The sequence below is a fragment of the Ruegeria sp. BF12 genome, assembly GCF_056538705.1.
The window spans coordinates 87,935-106,011 of record NZ_JBQFTP010000009.1 but is presented as its reverse complement, the minus strand read 5'-3'; the positions used below and the strand labels follow the sequence as shown (position 1 = coordinate 106,011).

At 58.8% G+C, this 18,077-nt stretch carries 19 protein-coding genes; 4 read left to right on the top strand and 15 right to left on the bottom strand.

The window, feature by feature from the left end:
- Positions 1-20 precede the first annotated feature (20 nt).
- From ACR0J0_RS14925 to ACR0J0_RS14905, 5 genes are read right to left on the bottom strand one after another with little or no spacing between them, the layout of a single operon-like run.
- Complete coding sequence (locus ACR0J0_RS14925; protein WP_480664943.1) at positions 21-1,619, bottom strand: ABC transporter ATP-binding protein; 1,599 nt, start codon at positions 1,617-1,619, stop codon at positions 21-23.
- Positions 1,616-2,431 (bottom strand): ABC transporter permease, encoded by an 816-nt coding sequence (locus tag ACR0J0_RS14920; RefSeq protein ID WP_480664942.1) that lies wholly within the window; start codon positions 2,429-2,431, stop codon positions 1,616-1,618. Before ACR0J0_RS14920 ends, ACR0J0_RS14925 begins: the two co-directional genes overlap by 4 nt.
- Positions 2,428-3,375 carry an ABC transporter permease gene (locus tag ACR0J0_RS14915; protein WP_480664941.1) on the bottom strand — a complete coding sequence of 316 codons (948 nt, stop codon included), beginning with the start codon at positions 3,373-3,375 and terminating at the stop codon, positions 2,428-2,430. Before ACR0J0_RS14915 ends, ACR0J0_RS14920 begins: the two co-directional genes overlap by 4 nt.
- A 40-nt stretch (positions 3,376-3,415) precedes the next feature.
- Positions 3,416-4,486, bottom strand: coding sequence for a ligand-gated ion channel (locus ACR0J0_RS14910; protein WP_480664940.1), 1,071 nt, complete (start codon positions 4,484-4,486; stop codon positions 3,416-3,418).
- A 59-nt stretch (positions 4,487-4,545) separates the two neighbouring features.
- On the bottom strand, positions 4,546-6,033 hold the full coding sequence (locus ACR0J0_RS14905) for an ABC transporter substrate-binding protein (RefSeq protein WP_480664939.1): 1,488 nt from the start codon (positions 6,031-6,033) through the stop codon (positions 4,546-4,548).
- A 170-nt stretch (positions 6,034-6,203) separates the two neighbouring features.
- Between ACR0J0_RS14905 and panB the strand changes: the two genes are divergently transcribed.
- The 3 genes from panB to glpK all read left to right on the top strand — a co-directional run bounded on the left by panB (position 6,204) and on the right by glpK (position 9,427).
- Entirely contained in the window at positions 6,204-7,043 is an 840-nt protein-coding gene (gene panB / locus ACR0J0_RS14900) for a 3-methyl-2-oxobutanoate hydroxymethyltransferase (protein ID WP_480664938.1), read from the top strand.
- Entirely contained in the window at positions 7,040-7,882 is an 843-nt protein-coding gene (gene panC / locus ACR0J0_RS14895; protein WP_480664937.1) for a pantoate--beta-alanine ligase, read from the top strand. Before panB ends, panC begins: the two co-directional genes overlap by 4 nt.
- A 66-nt stretch (positions 7,883-7,948) precedes the next feature.
- Positions 7,949-9,427, top strand: a complete 1,479-nt coding sequence (gene glpK / locus ACR0J0_RS14890; RefSeq protein ID WP_480664936.1) for a glycerol kinase GlpK — start codon at positions 7,949-7,951, stop codon at positions 9,425-9,427.
- A 13-nt stretch (positions 9,428-9,440) separates the two neighbouring features.
- Here glpK and smpB read toward each other — a convergent pair whose 3' ends face one another.
- From smpB to ACR0J0_RS14840, 10 genes are all read right to left on the bottom strand, one after another.
- On the bottom strand, positions 9,441-9,923 hold the full coding sequence (gene smpB / locus ACR0J0_RS14885; RefSeq protein ID WP_170382128.1) for an SsrA-binding protein SmpB: 483 nt from the start codon (positions 9,921-9,923) through the stop codon (positions 9,441-9,443).
- Positions 9,924-9,970: 47 nt separating this feature from the next.
- Positions 9,971-10,513, bottom strand: a complete 543-nt coding sequence (gene idi, locus ACR0J0_RS14880) for an isopentenyl-diphosphate Delta-isomerase (RefSeq protein WP_239343416.1) — start codon at positions 10,511-10,513, stop codon at positions 9,971-9,973.
- 208 nt (positions 10,514-10,721) lie between these two features.
- Positions 10,722-11,135, bottom strand: a complete 414-nt coding sequence (locus ACR0J0_RS14875; protein ID WP_480664935.1) for a c-type cytochrome — start codon at positions 11,133-11,135, stop codon at positions 10,722-10,724.
- Between the two features lie 118 nt (positions 11,136-11,253).
- Positions 11,254-12,264 carry a P1 family peptidase gene (locus ACR0J0_RS14870; protein ID WP_480664934.1) on the bottom strand — a complete coding sequence of 337 codons (1,011 nt, stop codon included), beginning with the start codon at positions 12,262-12,264 and terminating at the stop codon, positions 11,254-11,256.
- An 81-nt stretch (positions 12,265-12,345) separates the two neighbouring features.
- Complete coding sequence (locus ACR0J0_RS14865; protein WP_480664933.1) at positions 12,346-13,092, bottom strand: SDR family oxidoreductase; 747 nt, start codon at positions 13,090-13,092, stop codon at positions 12,346-12,348.
- 60 nt (positions 13,093-13,152) lie between these two features.
- Positions 13,153-13,572, bottom strand: coding sequence for an alternative ribosome rescue aminoacyl-tRNA hydrolase ArfB (gene arfB, locus ACR0J0_RS14860; RefSeq protein WP_480664932.1), 420 nt, complete (start codon positions 13,570-13,572; stop codon positions 13,153-13,155).
- A gap of 264 nt (positions 13,573-13,836) precedes the next feature.
- Complete coding sequence (locus ACR0J0_RS14855; protein ID WP_480664931.1) at positions 13,837-14,481, bottom strand: queuosine precursor transporter; 645 nt, start codon at positions 14,479-14,481, stop codon at positions 13,837-13,839.
- Positions 14,482-14,572: 91 nt separating this feature from the next.
- The gene (locus tag ACR0J0_RS14850; protein ID WP_480664930.1) at positions 14,573-15,457 is read right to left on the bottom strand and encodes an esterase-like activity of phytase family protein; all 885 of its coding nucleotides are present in this window, start codon (positions 15,455-15,457) and stop codon (positions 14,573-14,575) included.
- Positions 15,430-16,293 (bottom strand): penicillin-insensitive murein endopeptidase, encoded by an 864-nt coding sequence (mepA, locus tag ACR0J0_RS14845; protein ID WP_480664929.1) that lies wholly within the window; start codon positions 16,291-16,293, stop codon positions 15,430-15,432. Before mepA ends, ACR0J0_RS14850 begins: the two co-directional genes overlap by 28 nt.
- A complete protein-coding gene (locus ACR0J0_RS14840) occupies positions 16,290-17,657 on the bottom strand; it encodes an MFS transporter (RefSeq protein ID WP_480664928.1) in 1,368 nt (455 codons plus the stop codon). The genes mepA and ACR0J0_RS14840 overlap by 4 nt, the downstream gene beginning before the upstream one ends.
- Positions 17,658-17,787: 130 nt before the next feature.
- Between ACR0J0_RS14840 and ACR0J0_RS14835 the strand changes: the two genes are divergently transcribed.
- Positions 17,788-18,075, top strand: a complete 288-nt coding sequence (locus ACR0J0_RS14835; protein WP_239343434.1) for a YggT family protein — start codon at positions 17,788-17,790, stop codon at positions 18,073-18,075.
- Positions 18,076-18,077 lie beyond the last annotated feature (2 nt).

Here is an 18,077-nt window from a genome sequence, read left to right as displayed (position 1 = left end):
TCGGCTCTAAAACAGGGTTATCATGCTACGTCCTGACCAATATCCGGCAAAACCGGCGCAGCATTGATCAGGTCTTTCGTGTATTGGTGTTGCGGATCAGAAAAGACGGTTTCCGTGTTCCCTTCTTCCACAATCTTACCAGCCCGCATCACCATAACGCGATCGGTAATGGTACGAACGACGCTCAGATCGTGGCTGATGAACAGGTAGGTCAAGTCATAGGCTTCGCACAATTCGGCCAACAGATCGAGGATCTGCGCCCGGACCGACACGTCCAGGGCCGAGACCGCCTCATCAAACAGGATCAGTTCCGGGCGGATGATCAAGGCACGCGCGATGGCGATCCGCTGCCGTTGACCGCCCGAAAACTCATGGATGTACTTTCCCATGTCATCCGGGCTCAGACCCACGGCCGTCAGCATTTCTGCGATCCGGTCCTCCATTTCCCTTCCTTTTGGTGGGGAGTCGAGCAGGTGAAACGGCTCAGTTACCAGGCGGGCAACGCGATGACGCGGGTTGAAACTGCCATAGGGGTCCTGAAAGACCACCTGCATCTTGCGGCGCACCGCCAGATTGGGCTTGTGGCCGGAAAATACTGGTTGGCCGTCCAGTCGAATATCGCCGCCCTGAACTTCCTCCAGCCCCAAAATCGCCCGTGTTAGGGTCGATTTTCCGCATCCAGATTCTCCGACCAACCCCAGGCGCTCGCCTCGGTTGAGGGTAAAGCTGACGCTATCCACGGCCCGGTGTTGCTGTGGCATATCGAACAGACGTTTCCGAGGCAATCGGTAGTCGCGCACGACATTGGTCACCTCAAGCAGCGGTTGCGATTGCGCGGTTTCGGGCAACGCCACCTGATGGCCCGAGGCCTCGAACAGCATGCGAGTGTATGGATGCTGCATGTGGCGCAACAGATGACCGGTCGCACCGGATTCAACCACTTCGCCATGACGCATCACAACGATCTGATCGGCCATGTCCGCAACGACGGCCAGATCATGGGTGATCATCAGCAGGCCCATGCCAAATTCTGAAACCAATCCTTTGAGCAGATCAAGAATTTGCGCCTGCGTTGTCACGTCCAGCGCGGTGGTCGGTTCGTCCGCGATCAGAAGTTTGGGGCGCAAGGCGATGGCCATGGCGATCACGACGCGTTGGCGCTGGCCACCGGACAATTCGTGCGGAAAGCGTGACAGGGGAAACCGATCCGTTGGCAATCCGACGCGGGTCAGAACTTCCTCAGCTCGGTCGCGGGCCTGCGCGCGCGGCATGGCCTTGTGGATCAGGATGGTTTCCATCACCTGATCTCCGATGGTTTTGACAGGGTTCAGGGCGGTCATCGGTTCCTGAAACACCATGCCAATCGAGGCGCCACGCAGGGCGCACATATCATCCTCAGGAAGTTTCAGCAGATCAAGGCCGTTCAATCGAATGGTGCCATCCGTTTCAGCCCCGTTCGGCAAAAGCTGCATCACCGCGAGCGCCGTCATCGACTTGCCCGATCCACTTTCCCCCGTCACCGCCACGATCTGACCCGGTGCGATGGACAAGTTAACCTGGTTCAGGATGTCCGTCCCGTGAATGGACAGCGACAGGTTTTCGATCTGAAGCAAACTCATACGCGCGCCACCCTGATCCGGGGGTCCAGCCAATCGCGCAATCCGTCGCCCAAGAGGTTCAGCCCCAGGACCGTGACGATAATCGCCAGACCGGGAATCAGAGCCAAATGCGGGGCAAAACTGAACATCGTCTGCGCGTCAGCCAGCATTCGGCCCCAGCTGGGCGTCGGTGGTTGCGCCCCCAGACCAACATAGGACAGGCCAGCCTCCGCCAGAATTCCCAGTGAGAACTGGATAGTCCCCTGAACGATCAGCAGGTTGGCCACATTGGGCAGGATATGCTCGGCCGATATCCGTGCAGCCCCTTTGCCCGAGACGCGCGCTGCAAGGATGAATTCGCGCTCCCACAAAGATAGGGCAGCACCACGGGTGATCCGCGCGAAGACAGGGACATTGAAGATACCGATTGCGATGATGGCGTTGATGGCTCCGGCGCCGAACACGGCAGTGATCAGGATTGCAATGACCAGCGAAGGGAAGGCAAAGACCAGATCGTTTCCGCGCATGATCAACTCGTCCAGCCAGGATCCCTTGCGCGCGGCGGCTGTCAGGCCAAGGGGCACGCCCAGCGCCATGCCGATACCAACCGCCACCAGTGCCACCGCAATAGAGGTGCGCGCGCCGACCATGATCATCGAGAACATGTCGCGGCCAAAATGATCCGTGCCGAACCAGTGCTGCGCGTTTGGCGGTTTCAGCTTGTCAGGAATGTTCAGCGCGGCGTAGTCGTAGGGTGTCCAGACAAATGACACCAGCGCTGCCAGCAGGACCAGCGATGACAGGCATGCGCCAAGGATCAGGTTGCGGCTCATGTCCGGCTCCTTAACCTTGGATCAACGGCAGCGTAGGCCAGATCGACCAGAAAATTCACGGTGATAACGGCAAAGACCAACAGCATGACCACGGATTCAACCACGATCAGATCGCGGGCCGAGATCGCCTGAAACACCAGCCGTCCGAGGCCGGGCAGATAGAAGACCTGTTCGATGATGATCGATCCCGCCAATAGGAAGGAAAACTGCAGCCCTATGATGGTCAGGACCGGGATCAGCGCATTGCGCACCCCGTGCCGCCACAGCGCCTGACGGCGCGAAAGCCCTTTGGCCCGCGCGGTGCGCATGAAATCCTCGCCCAGGATATCCAGAAGGGACGACCGCATGACCCGCGCCAGAATGGCGGCCTGTGGCAGGGCCAGCGCGACGGCAGGCAACGTCAAGGAATGCAGTCCTGTCCAGACGCCCTTGTCCCAGCCTGCGAACCCTCCGGCGTTGAACCAGCGCAGGTTGATCGCGAAGATCAGGACCAGCATCATCGCGAACCAGAAATTTGGCACCGCGATCCCCAGCTGTGTCGCTCCCATCACCGTTAGATCACCCGGTTTTCCCCGACGCGCGGCGGCGTAGATGCCCACCGGAAATGCGATCGCAGTAGAGAGCGTGAGAGCATACAGCGCCAAGGGCAAAGAGACCCACATCCGGTCCGCGATCATCTGCGAAACAGGTGTGCGATAGGTGTAGGACGTACCGAAATCCCCCACAACCATCCCGCCGATCCAATTGAAATAACGCTGAACCTTGGAAACATCCAAACCCAGTTCTGCCCGCAGGGCGGCCAGCGTATCTTCCTGCGCGTTGACACCCAGCATGAAGGATGCCGGATCACCCGGTGCCACCTCAATCACGGCGAAGATCACCACCGAGGCAACAGCCAGGCTGATTATCAGCGATATCAGACGTTTGAGGGCATAGCGAAGCATTGAGGCCACGTTAGGGTCACATGTGGCGCGGGTCCAGCACCTATGGCACCAGAAGATAGGCAAATACCGCGTAACCGACGATCGCGGCATAGCCCAGCGGATAGATCCACTTGATCGCGTAATTGTCCAGCTTGCGCGCGCCTGTCTCGCGGCCCGAGACCTTCAGCTTGCGCAGGGCGACATTGAACACGATCAGCGCCCCGGTCATCAGGAACATGCACTGAAGAATGAAATCCAGAAAAGTCAGATAGCCCAACTTTGGCAGGTCCGCGGATATGGCCCAGTTGAAGGCCACAAACACCAGCAGATTGCCCCCCGCGATTTCGATCCGCCGACGATATTCATCCAGAAAAAACAGCGCCCAACCGACCGTGATCAGCACCAGCATCGGCAGGAACACTCGGATAACGTAGTAGGTCAGGTGCCGGTGCCCCTCAAACACCAGAGCGACCTGATCGCTGTCCTGTCCGGACAAGCCGGTCACCTGAGAGGTCTCAATTCGCGCATTTTCAAGAATCCACTCCTCCTCGCCCAGCAAATCCCCAAGGCCCGAGAACTCTTCCAGCGGGTAATAGGACACATATTGGGACGGAAAGATCGAGACGACCTCGAAATGGAATTCCTGTGTGTCGAAGGGGTATTTGCGAAAATCAAAATGCGGTGCCTGCAATGTCAGCGAGGATTTTTCGACGTACAGCACACGCCCATCGTACCGCAATGAGGCTGCGGATTCGTGAATCCACTTGTTGGATTGTTGATTGTGAATAACGAAGGCGGGCACCACAGTCCCGATCTCTGCGGCGTGATCGGCCAGCGCCGGGGGATTAAACACCCGAATATCCCGCCCCACTTCTTGTGGATCAAAAGCCAGCGCCGGGTCGGTCCATTCCACACGCAGCACGACAACAGCGCCGTAATTCTCGGCCTTCTGGTCGACGCTGGTGATCTGATCGATCTTGATGCCGATCCCGACGTCCAATGGATTCTCGGGTGTGCCGACCAGAACGTCCAACCGATTGTCGAGAATGTTCTGCGCTCTGACCGGCCCCAGCGACGCTGCCATCATCGCGGCGGTCAAAATGGTCAGGGTCAGGGCACGAAACAAAGTCATCGCTAGTTTACTCAATACACAAGACGCAGGGACCCTGAACTATGGGTCCCTGCCCCAGATTACTCGGACCAGCTGATCTGTGTCAGGTCAATTGCTGCCGTAGGTGCGTTTTTCCAAAGCCCCTGCACTCCGGCTTTGGCCACGCCCAGCTTGGCCAGCTGGAACAGGTACCCGTTGACGTAGTCGTCCGAAATCAGACGCTGCGCCTCGCCCAGCAGGCGGGTGCGTTCTTCGGGGTCCGTGGTCGAATTCAACGTATCCATCAGCGCCTGAAAATCGGTGCTGTCATACTGGAAATAATAGTCAGGCCGCGCATAGATACCGATATCCATCGGCTCGGTATGGCTGACGATGGTCAGGCCAAAATCCTTGCCCTTGAATACAGTCTCAAGCCATTGGGCCCATTCAACATTGATGATATTGGCCGTGATCCCAACCTCGGCAAGCTGCGCTGCCACGATCTCACCTCCGCGCCGCGCGTAAGATGGGGGCGGCAGGTGCAGTGTGGTTTCAAACCCGTCGGCATAGCCCGCATCGGCCAGCAATTCCGCTGCTTTCTTGGGATCATAGGCCGAATTCCCGGTCAGATCGACATAGGCCGGATTGTGTGGCGCGAAATGGGTGCCGATGGGCGTGCCATAGCCAAACATCGCGCCATCAATGATCGCCTGGCGGTCGATGGCGTGGGCCAACGCTTGCCGCACCATGATGTCATCGAAGGGCGGCATCTTGTTGTTGGTGGACAAGATGGTCTCTCCTTCCGTCGAGCCGACAAGCACCTGAAAGCGCGGATCCGCCTCGAATTGCGGCAGGTTTTCCGGGGCCGGGAAATTGTCGAACACATCGATATCCTCAGCCATCATCGCCGCGAAAGCCGCCGTCGGGTCCGAGATGAATTTGAACGTAGCAGTCTCTAACGCAGGCTGTTCACCCCAATATTCCGGGTTCCGGTTCAGCGTGATGCTGTCGCCCTGCACCCATTCACCAAAGGTAAAGGCTCCGGTTCCAACCGGGTTGGTCTTGATGTTTTCAATACTCTCGGGCGCAACGATCACCGCGTCACCCCAGGCCAGATTGAACAGGAAATTGCCATTCGGTTCAGACAGGGTCACCTTAACGGTCAGCGGGTCGACGACCTCGACATTTTCGATCCCGGCGAACAGGGCTTTTTGCGCGTTTGCGCTGTCCTCTGACCGGGCGCGATCCAGACTGAACTTGACGTCCTCGGCGTCCATCGTGGTGCCGTCGTGGAAAGTCACTCCATCGTGCAGCTTGAAGGTATAGACTGTGCCGTCATCCGAAATCTCCCAGCTTTCCGCCAGGCCCGGGACCACCGATCCGTCGCCCATAAAGCGGGTCAGGCCTTCGAAGATATTGGTATAAACCACCGAATCGATGGCTTGCGCTGCGGCGCTGGTCGGGTCCAGATGCGGCGGCTCAAGCTGCATCGCGATCGTAATGTCGGATTTGGCGAAAACCTGTGTGCCAAACAGGCTGGCGCTGACTGCCAGCACCGATGCAAAGGACCGAAATGTCTGCTTTGTCATGTAAATATCTCCCCACTGAATCATGGAACCCTGTGATTTTTTGGGCCTTTCTGTAACCAATTTCCCTTTAAACCTTAGGTCATTCAAGGAAATGTTCGCGCAACCGGGGTTTCTATAGCCCGTTCCCTTCTGCTATGCCGCGCTGCAACATGACAACCGGAGGAGCGACGATGAGCGCCACGGCCCGCAAAAAAGCCCCGAACGCCGAGGATATTCGCGCCCGAAAAGGTGGCGATCCTCTGGTCAGCCTGACCGCCTATACAACACCGATGGCGCGGTTGATGGATGACCACTGCGATTTTGTCCTGGTGGGCGACAGCGTTGGCATGGTGCTGCATGGGTTGGAATCAACGCTGGGCGTGACGATGGAGATGATGGTGATGCACGGTCAGGCCGTTTCCCGTGGCCTGAACAAGGCGATGATGGTCATCGACATGCCCTTTGCCAGTTATGAGCACTCACCCTCTGAGGCCTTCCGCAACGCCGCCCGGCTGATGTCGGAAACCAGCGCTGGTGCGGTCAAGCTGGAGGGCGGCGTCGAAATGGCCGAGACTGTCCGCTTTCTGGTCAAGCGCGGTATCCCGGTGATGGCGCATATTGGTTTGACACCGCAATCGATCAACACGCTGGGTGGATACAAGGTTCAGGGTCGCGACGATCAGGCCGAGGCCGTTCTTGCCGATGCCCGGGCCGTTGCGGACGCGGGTGCGTTCTCGGTGGTGCTGGAAAAAGTACCGCAAGGTCTGGCTGATCAGATCACGGCTGAAATCGCCATCCCGACGATCGGCATCGGGGCATCGGCCGGATGCGACGGACAGATTCTGGTCGTGGACGACATGGTCGGCTTTTTCACCGCCTTCAAACCGAAATTCGTCAAACGCTATGCGGAGCTTGGCCCCTTGGCCGAAGCCGCCATTGCCGAATACGCCGCCGAGGTGCGCGCAAGAAGCTTTCCGGCGGACGAACATGTCTTTGCCGATCAGGCCCCGACCAAAGGACCCAATACATGACTGCCCCAATTCTGCGCCGTCTGGCCGACCTGCGTGCTCTGACCTCGGACTGGAAGCGCCAGAGCGAGGTGATCGGCGTTGTCCCGACCATGGGTGCATTGCATCAGGGCCACTTGTCTCTGGTCGAGGCCGCCAAGGCAGGTTGTGACCGCGTGGTGGTGACGATCTTCGTGAACCCCAAACAGTTCAACAACCCCGAAGATCTTGAGAAATATCCACGCACCGAAAACGAGGATGCGCAGAAATTGGCGCCTTACGGTGTCGACGCGATCTATGTTCCGGAACCCGAAGAAATCTATCCGCAGGGTTTTGCCACCACCGTCTCCGTCGCAGGGCTGACCGATGTGATGGAGGGTGAATTCCGCCCCGGCCATTTTGACGGCGTCGCCACGGTCGTGGCCAAGCTGTTCCTGCAAACGCAGGCTGATCGAGCCTATTTCGGGGAAAAAGACTATCAGCAGTTGATGATCGTGACCCGCATGGCCCGCGATCTGAACGTTCCGACCGAAGTTGTCGGCTGCCCCACGGTGCGCGAGCCGTCCGGTCTGGCCATGTCCTCACGCAATCTGCGCCTGTCGCCCGAAGGGCTGGATATCGCCGCCAACAAACACCGCATCATGCGGGACCTAGCCAATGCCCTGAAAGATGGCGCGCAGTTCGATCAGTTGGCGGTACAAGCCGAGGCCGATCTGCTGGCCGCCGGATTCACGCAGGTGGAGTATGTGCAACTGCGCTGCGCCGAAACGCTGGAGCCTCTGACCCATGTAACCCAGCCTGCCCGGTTGTTTGCCGCAGCCTGGGCAGATGGTGTGCGGCTGATCGACAATATTCCTGTATGAACGCACTGGCACGTCTGTCATTGTTTGCGCTAAAGTCCCGCAAAACGACACGGGAGGGGCGCAGGCGTGACCTATATTCTTGCCATTGATCAGGGCACCACATCATCGCGGGCAATTCTGTTCGACGCAGACATGCAGCGCGCAGGCACGGCGCAGCAGGAATTCACCCAGCACTTCCCACAAGAAGGCTGGGTCGAACACGACGCCGAGGAAATCTGGACCAGTGTGCTGGCCGTCTGCCGCGAGGTGATGGAAACCACTGGCGTCACACCCGATCAGATCGCCGGTATCGGCATCACAAACCAGCGCGAAACCACTGTGGTCTGGGATCGCGCCACAGGTGAGCCCGTTCACAATGCCATCGTCTGGCAGGACCGCCGGACCGCCGAGATTTGCGCCCGCTACAAACAGGCCGGGTGCGAGGATGATGTGACCGGCCAGACCGGGCTGCTTCTGGACCCCTATTTCTCGGGCACCAAGGTCAAATGGCTGCTCGACACTGTTCCCGGCGCACGGGAACGGGCCGAGGCCGGAGAGCTATTGTTCGGCACCATCGACAGCTTTCTGATCTGGCGCCTGACCGAAGGCCGCAGTCACGCCACCGACGCGACCAACGCGGCCCGGACCCTACTGTTCGACATCCACAAAGGCACGTGGAGCAACGAGATTTGCGACCTACTGGACGTGCCGATGAGCATGCTGCCCGAGGTGCATGATTGCGCCTCGGATTTCGGAGAAACGACTCTATTTGGGGGAAATATCCCGATTTTGGGCGTGGCAGGGGATCAGCAAGCGGCCACGATCGGGCAGGCCTGTTTCCAACCCGGCATGATGAAATCGACCTACGGCACGGGGTGTTTCGCGCTGCTGAACACGGGCGACAAGCCGGTTGAATCGAAAAACCGCCTGCTGACCACGATTGCCTATCAGCTGGACGGCAAACGGACCTATGCGCTGGAAGGCTCGATCTTTGTGGCGGGCGCTGCGGTGCAATGGCTGCGTGACGCGCTGCAAATCATCGAAACCGCCCCGGAAAGCGGCGAGCTGGCGCAGCAGGCCGACCCGAACCAGCATGTTGTTCTTGTGCCCGCGTTCACCGGCCTCGGCGCGCCCTATTGGAAACCCGACTGCCGTGGTGCGGTCTTCGGACTGACCCGCAACTCGGGCCGCGCCGAGTTCGCCAAAGCCACACTGGAAAGCATCGCCTACCAAACTCGCGACCTGTGGCATGCCATGCAGGGCGACTGGGGCGCGGATACCGACGTCACCTTGCGTGTAGACGGGGGCGCCAGCGCTTCGGATTGGGCTATGCAGGGCTTGTCAGATTACCTGGGGGCTGAAGTCGACCGGCCGGTGATGCAGGAAACAACGGCTCTGGGCGCGGCGTGGCTGGCCGGGATGCAGTCCGGCATTTACCCGGACCAACAAGGTTTCTCGGAAACCTGGAAGTTGGACCGCCGGTTCAAACCAGAACTATCCACCGAAGAACGTGACGCCGCCTATGATCGCTGGAAACGCGCCGTTTCCGCCGCAATGGCGTTCTGAGAGAAATGAAGGATCAGCTGTGATCCTTCATCAACCGCTGTTTCTGACGTGACCAGTCGCGCTTGGCCTGAGTCTCGCGCTTGTCGTGCAGCTTCTTGCCCTTTGCGATGCCGATTTTCAGCTTCGCCCGGCCCTTGTGGTTGAAATACAAAACCAGCGGTACCAGCGTCATGCCTTTGCGCTGGGTCGCGTTCCACAGATTCGACAGCTCTTTGCGGGACACCAGCAGTTTGCGACGGCGACGTTCTTCGTGCTTGAAGACCTTCGCCTGCTCATAGGGTGCGATATAGCTGTTGATCAGCCACAGCTCTCCGTCATCGACCGAGGCATAGCTTTCGGCAATGTTCGACCCGCCTGCGCGCAAGGATTTGACCTCGGACCCTTCCAGCACGATGCCGCACTCGATATCCTCTTCGATCGCATAATCGAAGCGGGCACGCCGGTTTTCGGCGATGACTTTGTAATTCGGGTCAGTCTTCTGCTTTTGCTTGGCCATGACGCGTTGATTTATGCCGCTTGGGCGGCCCTTGCAAGGCGTAGCCGTCAGGACTTGGCCGAGATAATCAGATCGGGGCCGAAAATCGTGTCGGCGTGATTGTGCAGATAGATCTTGAGCCACGGCGTAAAGCGCTCGGGGTGGCGCTGCACTTCGGCCAGAAGATCGTGGTAGTCGGTCCATCGGATATCCATGACTTCTTCCGGATTAGGCTCGATTTTCAACGGGCCACGGACATGCGCCAGAAAAATGTCGACCACTTCGTGCTCGATCATGTTGTTGCCGACATCGGCGTGATATTCCAGCCGGTGTCGGTATTCCGGGTAAAGGCCGGTGATCCCCAATTCTTCCTTCAAACGCCGCACCGCGCATTCCGAGGGCGTCTCACCCCAGTCGGGATGGGTGCAGCACGTATTCGCCCAAAGACCCGGGGTGTGATATTTGCCCATGGCCCGGCGCTGCAGCAGAATCTCGGTGCCGCGCACCACGAAGACCGACACCGCCTTGTGCCGCAGGCCCTTTTCATGCGCCTCAAGCTTGTCTACGGGGGTCAACTCGCCATCAACCCAGGCCGGGATCATGATTCCCATCTGTCGTCTCCTGCTGCCGATCCGCCTGAAGGGCCAGACCTTCGAAATTGGCTGCGGCCGGTTCGGCTTGGCTCTGCGAAGCCATGCGTGCGATGCATGAAAAACTGCGCGCGACCAAGGTGGCGCTGATCCACAAGGTTATCAAGCGCACGAAAGGCCGCAGGGGCTGCGGCCTTTTGTAACCTCATGAGGTGCGAAATCTCAGGCGTTATTCGCCGGAAACGCTGACGATATAGGCGTAGACGTCTTCGGCACCCTTCTTCAGCTTGAATGTCATCTTGGACTTGGCCGAGGTTTCACCCAGATAATCTTTCAGGAACGCTTTGGGGTCCTGAGCATATTCCACAAAGGTGGCCTCGTCCCAGACCAGGCCGTTTTCGCCTGCGGCAACGATGCTGTCGCCATATTTGAACCCTTCGACGGTTCCGGCAGTCCGGCCGGCGATTCCGTAGAGGTTTGGACCGGTCTTACCGCCTTTGACGATTACTTCACCTTCCGGGTCAGCAATCTGGTGGCAGGATTTACACTTGTTGAAGGTCTTCTGGCCGGCGTCAGCGTCACCTTCTGCATATGCGGGAAGGGCCAGAAGGCCGACGATTGCGGTCGCGAGGATGCGATTCATAGCTTTTGCTCCGATACGAATTGGCTGCACCGAATGGACCGTCGGCGCAAAAAAGAGTCAACGCGCAGATTGCCGCGCGAGGGCACTGTGCCACTGCGGCATATAGGCCGTCCTTAACTTAAGTCATGTAATCCGACCAACAGGGCAAAAGATCGCCCGCTGCCGGCGAGGCCAGATACACCGCCCGCGCAATGGCCCGCGCAAGGCACAGTGAGGCCGCATGTCCCAGAAGGCCCAGATTCGCGTCCGTCTCAATTTTCCGTGCACCGGTACTGACACCAAACACCAGATCGCCGTCGCCCGGCGTGTGCGCGGGAACAATGGCCCGCGCGATGCCATCATGTGCCGCCACGGCCAGCCGCTGGCACTGCGGTTTGGTCAATGCCGCATCCGTGGCAACAATGGCGATGGTAGTGTTGCCCTTATCCGGTTCGGCAGGTCGCATCGCCTTCGCCTTGCGGCTGTCGACCGTGCGACCAAGACCGGTGGCGGAATCAGACCCTAATCCGCCGAATTCATCCCCGATTTCAAACGGGGCTGCCCAGAAATGGCGGTCTCCGGGAGTGGTAACGCTGCCCAGCGGATTGGCTGCAACCAATGCGCCAACTGTGACGCCGTTCTCCATCACGATCGAGGCCGACCCCAGCCCGCCTTTGTGCATAGCGGCCAGTGCCCCGGTGCCTGCACCTGCGGTTCCCAGATCGAACACTTCGGCGGCGGCGTCGAAGGCCTTGCGTCCAAGGGCGCGATAGGGGTTTTTGCTCCATGCCTTGTCACCGCCGTTCAGCAGATCAAACAGGATCGCGCCGGGCACGATGGGAACAACCGCGTTGCCAACCTGAAAACCGCGACCCTGCCCGTGCAATCCCTCGGATACCCCGGAACAGGCGTCCAATCCAAATGCCGAACCGCCCGACAGAACAATCGCATCAACCCGCGAGACCGATTTGTCCGGAGCCAGCAAGTCGGTTTCCCGCGTTCCGGGCGCGCCGCCCATGACGTGAACAGACGCCATAAAGGGGTCCTCCGCCGTGAGTACCGTGGTTCCGGATTTCAGCGTGTCGTCCTGTGCGTTCCCGACCAGCAGGCCAGGGACATCGGTGATTAGGTTTCGGGGTCCGGGGGTCATCGCTATCTTTGACGTTGGGGCCGGAAAGCGCGCGGGCGCGCTGCCCCCGGCGGAGGTATTTTTGGCCAGATGAAGAGCGGATCAGATACAGCGGCCACCGTCGACCTCTAGCGCGGCGCCGGTGATCATGCTGGCCTCATCGGAACATAGGAAGCAGGCCGCATTTGCCATGTCTTCGGGCGTTGAAAAGCGGCCCAGTGGGATTGTCGAAAGGAATTTTGCGCGCATTTCTGGCGTGTCTTCTCCCATAAAGGATTTGAGCAGCGGCGTTTCCCCTGCCACCGGACAGATCGCATTCACCCGGACCCCCGATGGGGCCAATTCAACCGCCATGGTCTTGGTAGCGGTGATCATCCAACCCTTGGAGGCGTTGTACCAGTTGAGGTTCGGACGCGGCGACAGCCCAGCAGTCGAGGCAACGTTCAGGATCGCCCCAGAGCCCCGAGATTTCATATGTGGCACTAGTGCACGCGCAGTCAGGTAAACGGACTTCATGTTCACGTTGAACACACGGTCGAAATCCTCTTCGCTCACATCCTCAAGCGGGGTCGGCATATGAGTGACCCCGGCGTTGTTCACCAGAATGTCGAGATGCCCAAGCCGGTCAAAAGCCGCGTCCGCCATGCCTTGTACCGACGGGCCATTGGCCAGATCGACCTGGTGCGCAAAAGCGTTCGGGCCCAGCTGATTGGCCTGCACTTCGGCCGCATCGCCGTTGATGTCTGCGATCATGACGCGTGCGCCTTCGGACAGGAACTTCCGTGCGATACCGGCACCAAAACCAGAAGCACTACCGGTTACGATTGCGGTTTTTCCCTCTAACCTCATGATCTTGTCCTCTTACAGCTGCGCCAGATCAAAGTAGCGAAGCACCGCAAAGATACCAGATCAATCTTCGGAGACCTTGCCACGCAGGGCTTTGACGTCCGACCGAGCCTTTTTGGAAGCCAGACGCCGCTTGACCGAACCATATGTGGGTTTGGTGGCGATACGGCGCTTGGGTTTAACCGTAGCGCGGACGATGAGCTCAGCCAGCCGGTTGCGGGCTATTTCACGGTTGCGCGCCTGACTGCGGGTTTCGTCGCATTGAATGATGATTGCGCCCTCTTTGGTCCAGCGCCGCCCTGCCAGCCGTTTCAGCCGCGACTTGACCGGATCGGGCAATGAGGGCGAGCGCGCCGCCTCGAACCGCAGTTCGACGGCAGTAGACACCTTATTCACGTTCTGCCCGCCGGGGCCCGACGAGCGGATAAAGCTCTCGGTCATTTCCCAGTCCTGCAGGGTGATATCGTCGGTAATGCGCAACATAAGCGTGACTTTACAGTCTTGAAAGAAAAACAAAAAGGGCCGCCCCATATGGGACGGCCCTTCGAAAGCTCAGGAGGTTGGGTCGGTTAGATCAATCGACCAGCCGGAGCGAGCGCTCCGCCAAGGGCTGCCTTAACAGGCGATCCCCCCGGTTGTTCCAACACCTCTCTCCAATCCCTTTCTCGACATTGGATCACCTCCTTTCAAACTGTTTCCGTTACCCGGAATCGTGCCACGAGTTGCGCAAAACGCAAAGCGTTTTTTTTACGCGGGCTGGGCGGTCAACCGCGCAACGATCAGCTTGAACGGGATCAGCGCGATCAGGGCCAGCGACAGTTTCACCAGCCAATCCGCAAAAGCCAGCGTTACCCACAAGGGTGCCATCGGGCCGGTCAGCATGAAGGGCACAGGCTCCCACGCCCAGCTGATTGCCGCGTCAGCATCTGCGCCGAAAATCGTGACCGAGGCCGAAAAGGCGATGACAAAGAACAGCGTGGTGTCCAGCGCAGACCCTACCAGAGTCGACGCCAACGGGGCACGCCACCAGCGACCGCCACGCAGGGAATTGAATACCGTGATGTCAGTCAGCTGTGCGATCAGGAATGCGGTACCGGATGCAACGGCGACACGCAAAGGCACAGCGGCATAGGTAAATCCGTCGCCCTGAAGCATGATTTGCGTTCCGATCAGCGAGCAGACGACACCTGTCAGAAAACCGGCAAACACAACTTTGCGGGCCGGGCCTACACCATAGACGCGATTCATTATGTCGTTGACGAGGAAGGCCAACGGATAGGTAAATGCGCCCCAGGTCAAAAGACCATCAAGCAGCAGAAACTGGACCAGAATGTTCGAGGCCACAACAATGGCGGCCATGGCAATGATGCCGGGTATGTAAGCGCGTTGCATTTTCAGATGCCCGTTTTGACAAGGTAGCGGCGACTTGGCCCCGGGCTCATCCCAAGGCAAGCCGTGCGTTTAGACCTTTGGTTTTGCCAAGTCAATCGGGCAGAAGAAATTCGACCAGTTCTGTGCGTTGCAGCGCCAGAAAGTTGTCATCTGACACCATCGTCGCGCGCAAACTGCCCTGATCGTCGCGCCAGATCGACACCCCCTCAAGATTGTCATGCGCGCCGGTTCCCGATTGAAACACAACCTCTTCAGCGCGCAGGGTATCTCCGTCGACCTGCCATCGGCGAAGTCGCGAGCGGAATCCGGTCCAGCCGACGTCGCGTTCCAGTACGTAAAGCCTGCCGTCGGGGCCGAAATCGGCAGCAACCGGCAGGAATTTTCCCCGTTGCGGCAAGACAAAAGGTGTCGACCATGATTGCCCGTCCCATCGATAGACCGGAATATCGCCGTCGTTCGTGCGGTTTTCCTCGGGCATCGTGAAAAGATGACCGGATTTATCGATTGCCAAAGCTTCGAGCGACCCGTTGACTTCAAAGCCGTCGAACACTTTGGGGCGTGGTAAAACCTGCGCCCATGCACCCGGAGCCGAGTAATAGGCCACGCGGTGCGTACCTTCGAACGAGATAAAAAGACCACCATCCGGCGCAACGGCTATGCCCTCAGAGTCTCCATTGCGTTTGGTCAGCTTCCGACCTGTGCTGGAAAGAAGCGGCCAGTGCCCGGTGATTTGGATGTCTACAATTCTACCATCCTCGCGATCCACTCGGGCGGTTACCAGTTTCGCCCGATCGGTCACGGCGATCATGTCGCGACCGCCATTCGCGAGGTGGATGGCGGAGAACCCGCCAAACCACTCGGCCGTGTGACGCCAGGTGAAACTGCTCAGTGGGCTGGCCGCCCTGTTATCGACGGCCCAAACTGCACTGGCCAGCAGTACTGCGACGATCAGTTGGATTGTAGAACTTGTGCGCATTGCTGAGGTAGATCGGCCAATCGGTATTCCCGTCGTGGCTTAGGTGCAGGGGCGTTCGGGTCAGGCGGGGGCGGGTTGAGAATGTTGTTCACCCATTGCTGCGCCTCGGCACAGCCATCGCCTTTTGGCGGAGGATCCTGGTTAACGCAACCGCCGGATCCCCGCGGGCACTTCAGCCGCACGTGGAAATGGTAGTGATGCCCCCACCAGGGCCTGATCTTGCGCAGATAGGCGCGATTGCCCTTCTCATTCTTGCACATTTCGACCTTGGCACCGGGAAACACGAATATCCGCGCGACCCGTTTGTCCTTGGCCGCCTCGCGCAGCACCGCATGGTGCTGTTTGGTCCAGTTTTGGTTCACGAATGCCCCGTTGGACCGGCGCAGCGAAATGGATGAGATATTCTCGCGCGCCTTCCGCGAAAGGCGCATGTTGTCGCCGGGCAGCATCCAGATATCGATGTCCAGACCCAACTGATGCGAGCGGTGGCCCGAGGTCATCGGCCCACCGCGCGGTTGGCTGATATCCCCAATATAGAGACCATTCCACCCCGGCTGGTTGGCCGCAAACCGGCTGAGGTCCTGTACATAGTCAATCGCTGCCGGATGTCCCCAGTTGCGGTTGCGCGACAGCCGCATCGCCTGCCATGTCGGCCCGGTTTCGGGCAATTGGACCGAACCCGCCGCGCATCCGCGCGAATAACTGCCGAAGGCGGCCGGTTTTTGCTGTGAACTTGCCTTCTGAGCCCCGAACAACTGCTTTGCCAAGGGCTGTGCCGAGGTTGTGTTCGCCAGGGCAATTGTTGCCAGTATTGCTAAAAAACGTAGTATTATCATCTGCTCTGATCCCCTTCCGGTTTCACCCAGCGCATCAGGAATAGTCCAAGAATAAACAACAGAACGATTGGTGACACCCCCAGTCTCGCGCTGCCCGTCGCCGTTGTGGCAATCCCGATCAGCAAAGGGGCGGCAAACGCGGTCGCACGACCCGACAGGCCATAGAGGCCGAAGCTTTCAACCGGTGCCTCAGGATCGGTATGCCGCACCATCATCGAACGGCTGGCCGACTGCAAAATACCGCCCATGCCGCCAATCAGAACGCCGCAACCGAAGAACACCAGATCCGGCAGGCCGGACCCTTCGGGCAGGGAAATGCCAAAGATCTGCGTCCGGTCCATCGACACAATGGTTGTGCAGACAAAGATCAACACCCAGATGGCCACCAAAATCACCGGTTTAGGGCCGTACTTCTTGTCCAGCTTACCGCCAACCCAGGAAAACGCGGCGGCGGCCAGCACGCTGACAATGCCAAAGATTCCGATCTTGATCAGATCCCATTCCAGCACCAGCCGCGCATACACGCCGCCAAAGCTGTAAAGCCCGTTCAGCGCGTCGCGATAAAACATCGACGAACCCAGATAGCTGGCCAGGCTAATCCGGTGACGCAGGTTTGAGATCGACTTGGCCAGCAGGCTCAGCGCTTCCCCCACGCTGCCTTTCTTGTCCGTGGGTTCATCGTCCCGGACCCACAGGAAATACGGGATCATGAAAAGAACGAACCACCCTGCCGTGAACAGGCCGACAAAACGTGTGCCCTGCTGGGTTGAGGCATCCAGCCCAAACATCGGATCCATCCCGATCAGGGTTTTGCCGTTGGCCTGCTCAACGAACAGCGCCAGCATGATCGCGAGGGAAATCAGCCCGCCAAAATAGCCGAAAGCAAAGCCGGAACCTGAAATCTCACCAACCTCGTTGTCGTCGCCCAGATCGGGCAACTGCGAATTGATGAAGATCAGCGCGTATTCGGCACCGACAAAGCCCAGGCCAAAAGCCGACAGCATCAGCCACATGTTCGACCCGTCCGGCAGCGTGTACCACAATGCCGCAGAGCCCACCGCATACATGACCGAAAAGGCAAAAATCCACGGGATGCGCCGACCCGAGACATCGGCCATGGCCCCCAGTAAAGGCGCGCCAAACGCAATGATCAGCCCGGTGATCGTCAGGCAGTTGGCCCAGACCGTCTGCGCCCGCGCGGCTGCAGCTTCGGCATCCAGACCGGTTTCCGCAAAATACCAGGCCGCTACCCCGGCGAAGTATGGACCGAAAACAAAGGTGACAAGCAGAGTGTGGTACGGCTGGCTGGCCCAATCGAAAAACCACCAGCCCCAGATGCGCTTGCGCTTGGAAATCTCTGCCATGCCTGCCCCTGTTTTATCGTTGCCGTCATAAGACGGGTCTTTAGGCCAATTCGCAAGCGTTCTATTGTTGCGCACTTGCTCTTTGCCACAGAGGCGCTTAGGTCTCAGCTAGTTAGAAATCGGAGTGCCCATGCTGTCGCTGATCCAAATCCTTCTGCTGATCCTGGACATTGTCTGGTTCATTATTCTGGCACATGTGATCATGAGCTGGCTGATCAATTTTCAGGTTCTCAACCTGCATCAGCAGCTGGTTGCGCAAATCTGGTACGGGCTGAACCGCATATTAGAGCCTATCTATGGTCCGATCCGCCGGGTGCTGCCCAATATGGGCGGGCTCGACCTAACACCTCTGGTCGTACTGGTGGCCGTTTATGCCCTGCGGATTATCCTGATCAACAATGCGGTGTATTTCGTCTGAGG

What these genes read in the sequence shown, in the direction of transcription:
- ACR0J0_RS14925 (WP_480664943.1), bottom strand. Translation starts at nt 1,619, where the DNA reads ATGAGTTTGCTTCAGATCGAAAACCTGTCGCTGTCCATTCACGGGACG.
- ACR0J0_RS14920 (WP_480664942.1), bottom strand. Translation starts at nt 2,431, where the DNA reads ATGAGCCGCAACCTGATCCTTGGCGCATGCCTGTCATCGCTGGTCCTG.
- ACR0J0_RS14915 (WP_480664941.1), bottom strand. Translation starts at nt 3,375, where the DNA reads ATGCTTCGCTATGCCCTCAAACGTCTGATATCGCTGATAATCAGCCTG.
- ACR0J0_RS14910 (WP_480664940.1), bottom strand. Translation starts at nt 4,486, where the DNA reads ATGACTTTGTTTCGTGCCCTGACCCTGACCATTTTGACCGCCGCGATG.
- ACR0J0_RS14905 (WP_480664939.1), bottom strand. Translation starts at nt 6,033, where the DNA reads ATGACAAAGCAGACATTTCGGTCCTTTGCATCGGTGCTGGCAGTCAGC.
- panB (WP_480664938.1), top strand. Translation starts at nt 6,204, where the DNA reads ATGAGCGCCACGGCCCGCAAAAAAGCCCCGAACGCCGAGGATATTCGC.
- panC (WP_480664937.1), top strand. Translation starts at nt 7,040, where the DNA reads ATGACTGCCCCAATTCTGCGCCGTCTGGCCGACCTGCGTGCTCTGACC.
- smpB (WP_170382128.1), bottom strand. Translation starts at nt 9,923, where the DNA reads ATGGCCAAGCAAAAGCAGAAGACTGACCCGAATTACAAAGTCATCGCC.
- idi (WP_239343416.1), bottom strand. Translation starts at nt 10,513, where the DNA reads ATGGGAATCATGATCCCGGCCTGGGTTGATGGCGAGTTGACCCCCGTA.
- ACR0J0_RS14875 (WP_480664935.1), bottom strand. Translation starts at nt 11,135, where the DNA reads ATGAATCGCATCCTCGCGACCGCAATCGTCGGCCTTCTGGCCCTTCCC.
- ACR0J0_RS14870 (WP_480664934.1), bottom strand. Translation starts at nt 12,264, where the DNA reads ATGACCCCCGGACCCCGAAACCTAATCACCGATGTCCCTGGCCTGCTG.
- ACR0J0_RS14865 (WP_480664933.1), bottom strand. Translation starts at nt 13,092, where the DNA reads ATGAGGTTAGAGGGAAAAACCGCAATCGTAACCGGTAGTGCTTCTGGT.
- arfB (WP_480664932.1), bottom strand. Translation starts at nt 13,572, where the DNA reads ATGTTGCGCATTACCGACGATATCACCCTGCAGGACTGGGAAATGACC.
- ACR0J0_RS14855 (WP_480664931.1), bottom strand. Translation starts at nt 14,481, where the DNA reads ATGCAACGCGCTTACATACCCGGCATCATTGCCATGGCCGCCATTGTT.
- ACR0J0_RS14850 (WP_480664930.1), bottom strand. Translation starts at nt 15,457, where the DNA reads ATGCGCACAAGTTCTACAATCCAACTGATCGTCGCAGTACTGCTGGCC.
- mepA (WP_480664929.1), bottom strand. Translation starts at nt 16,293, where the DNA reads ATGATAATACTACGTTTTTTAGCAATACTGGCAACAATTGCCCTGGCG.
- ACR0J0_RS14840 (WP_480664928.1), bottom strand. Translation starts at nt 17,657, where the DNA reads ATGGCAGAGATTTCCAAGCGCAAGCGCATCTGGGGCTGGTGGTTTTTC.
- ACR0J0_RS14835 (WP_239343434.1), top strand. Translation starts at nt 17,788, where the DNA reads ATGCTGTCGCTGATCCAAATCCTTCTGCTGATCCTGGACATTGTCTGG.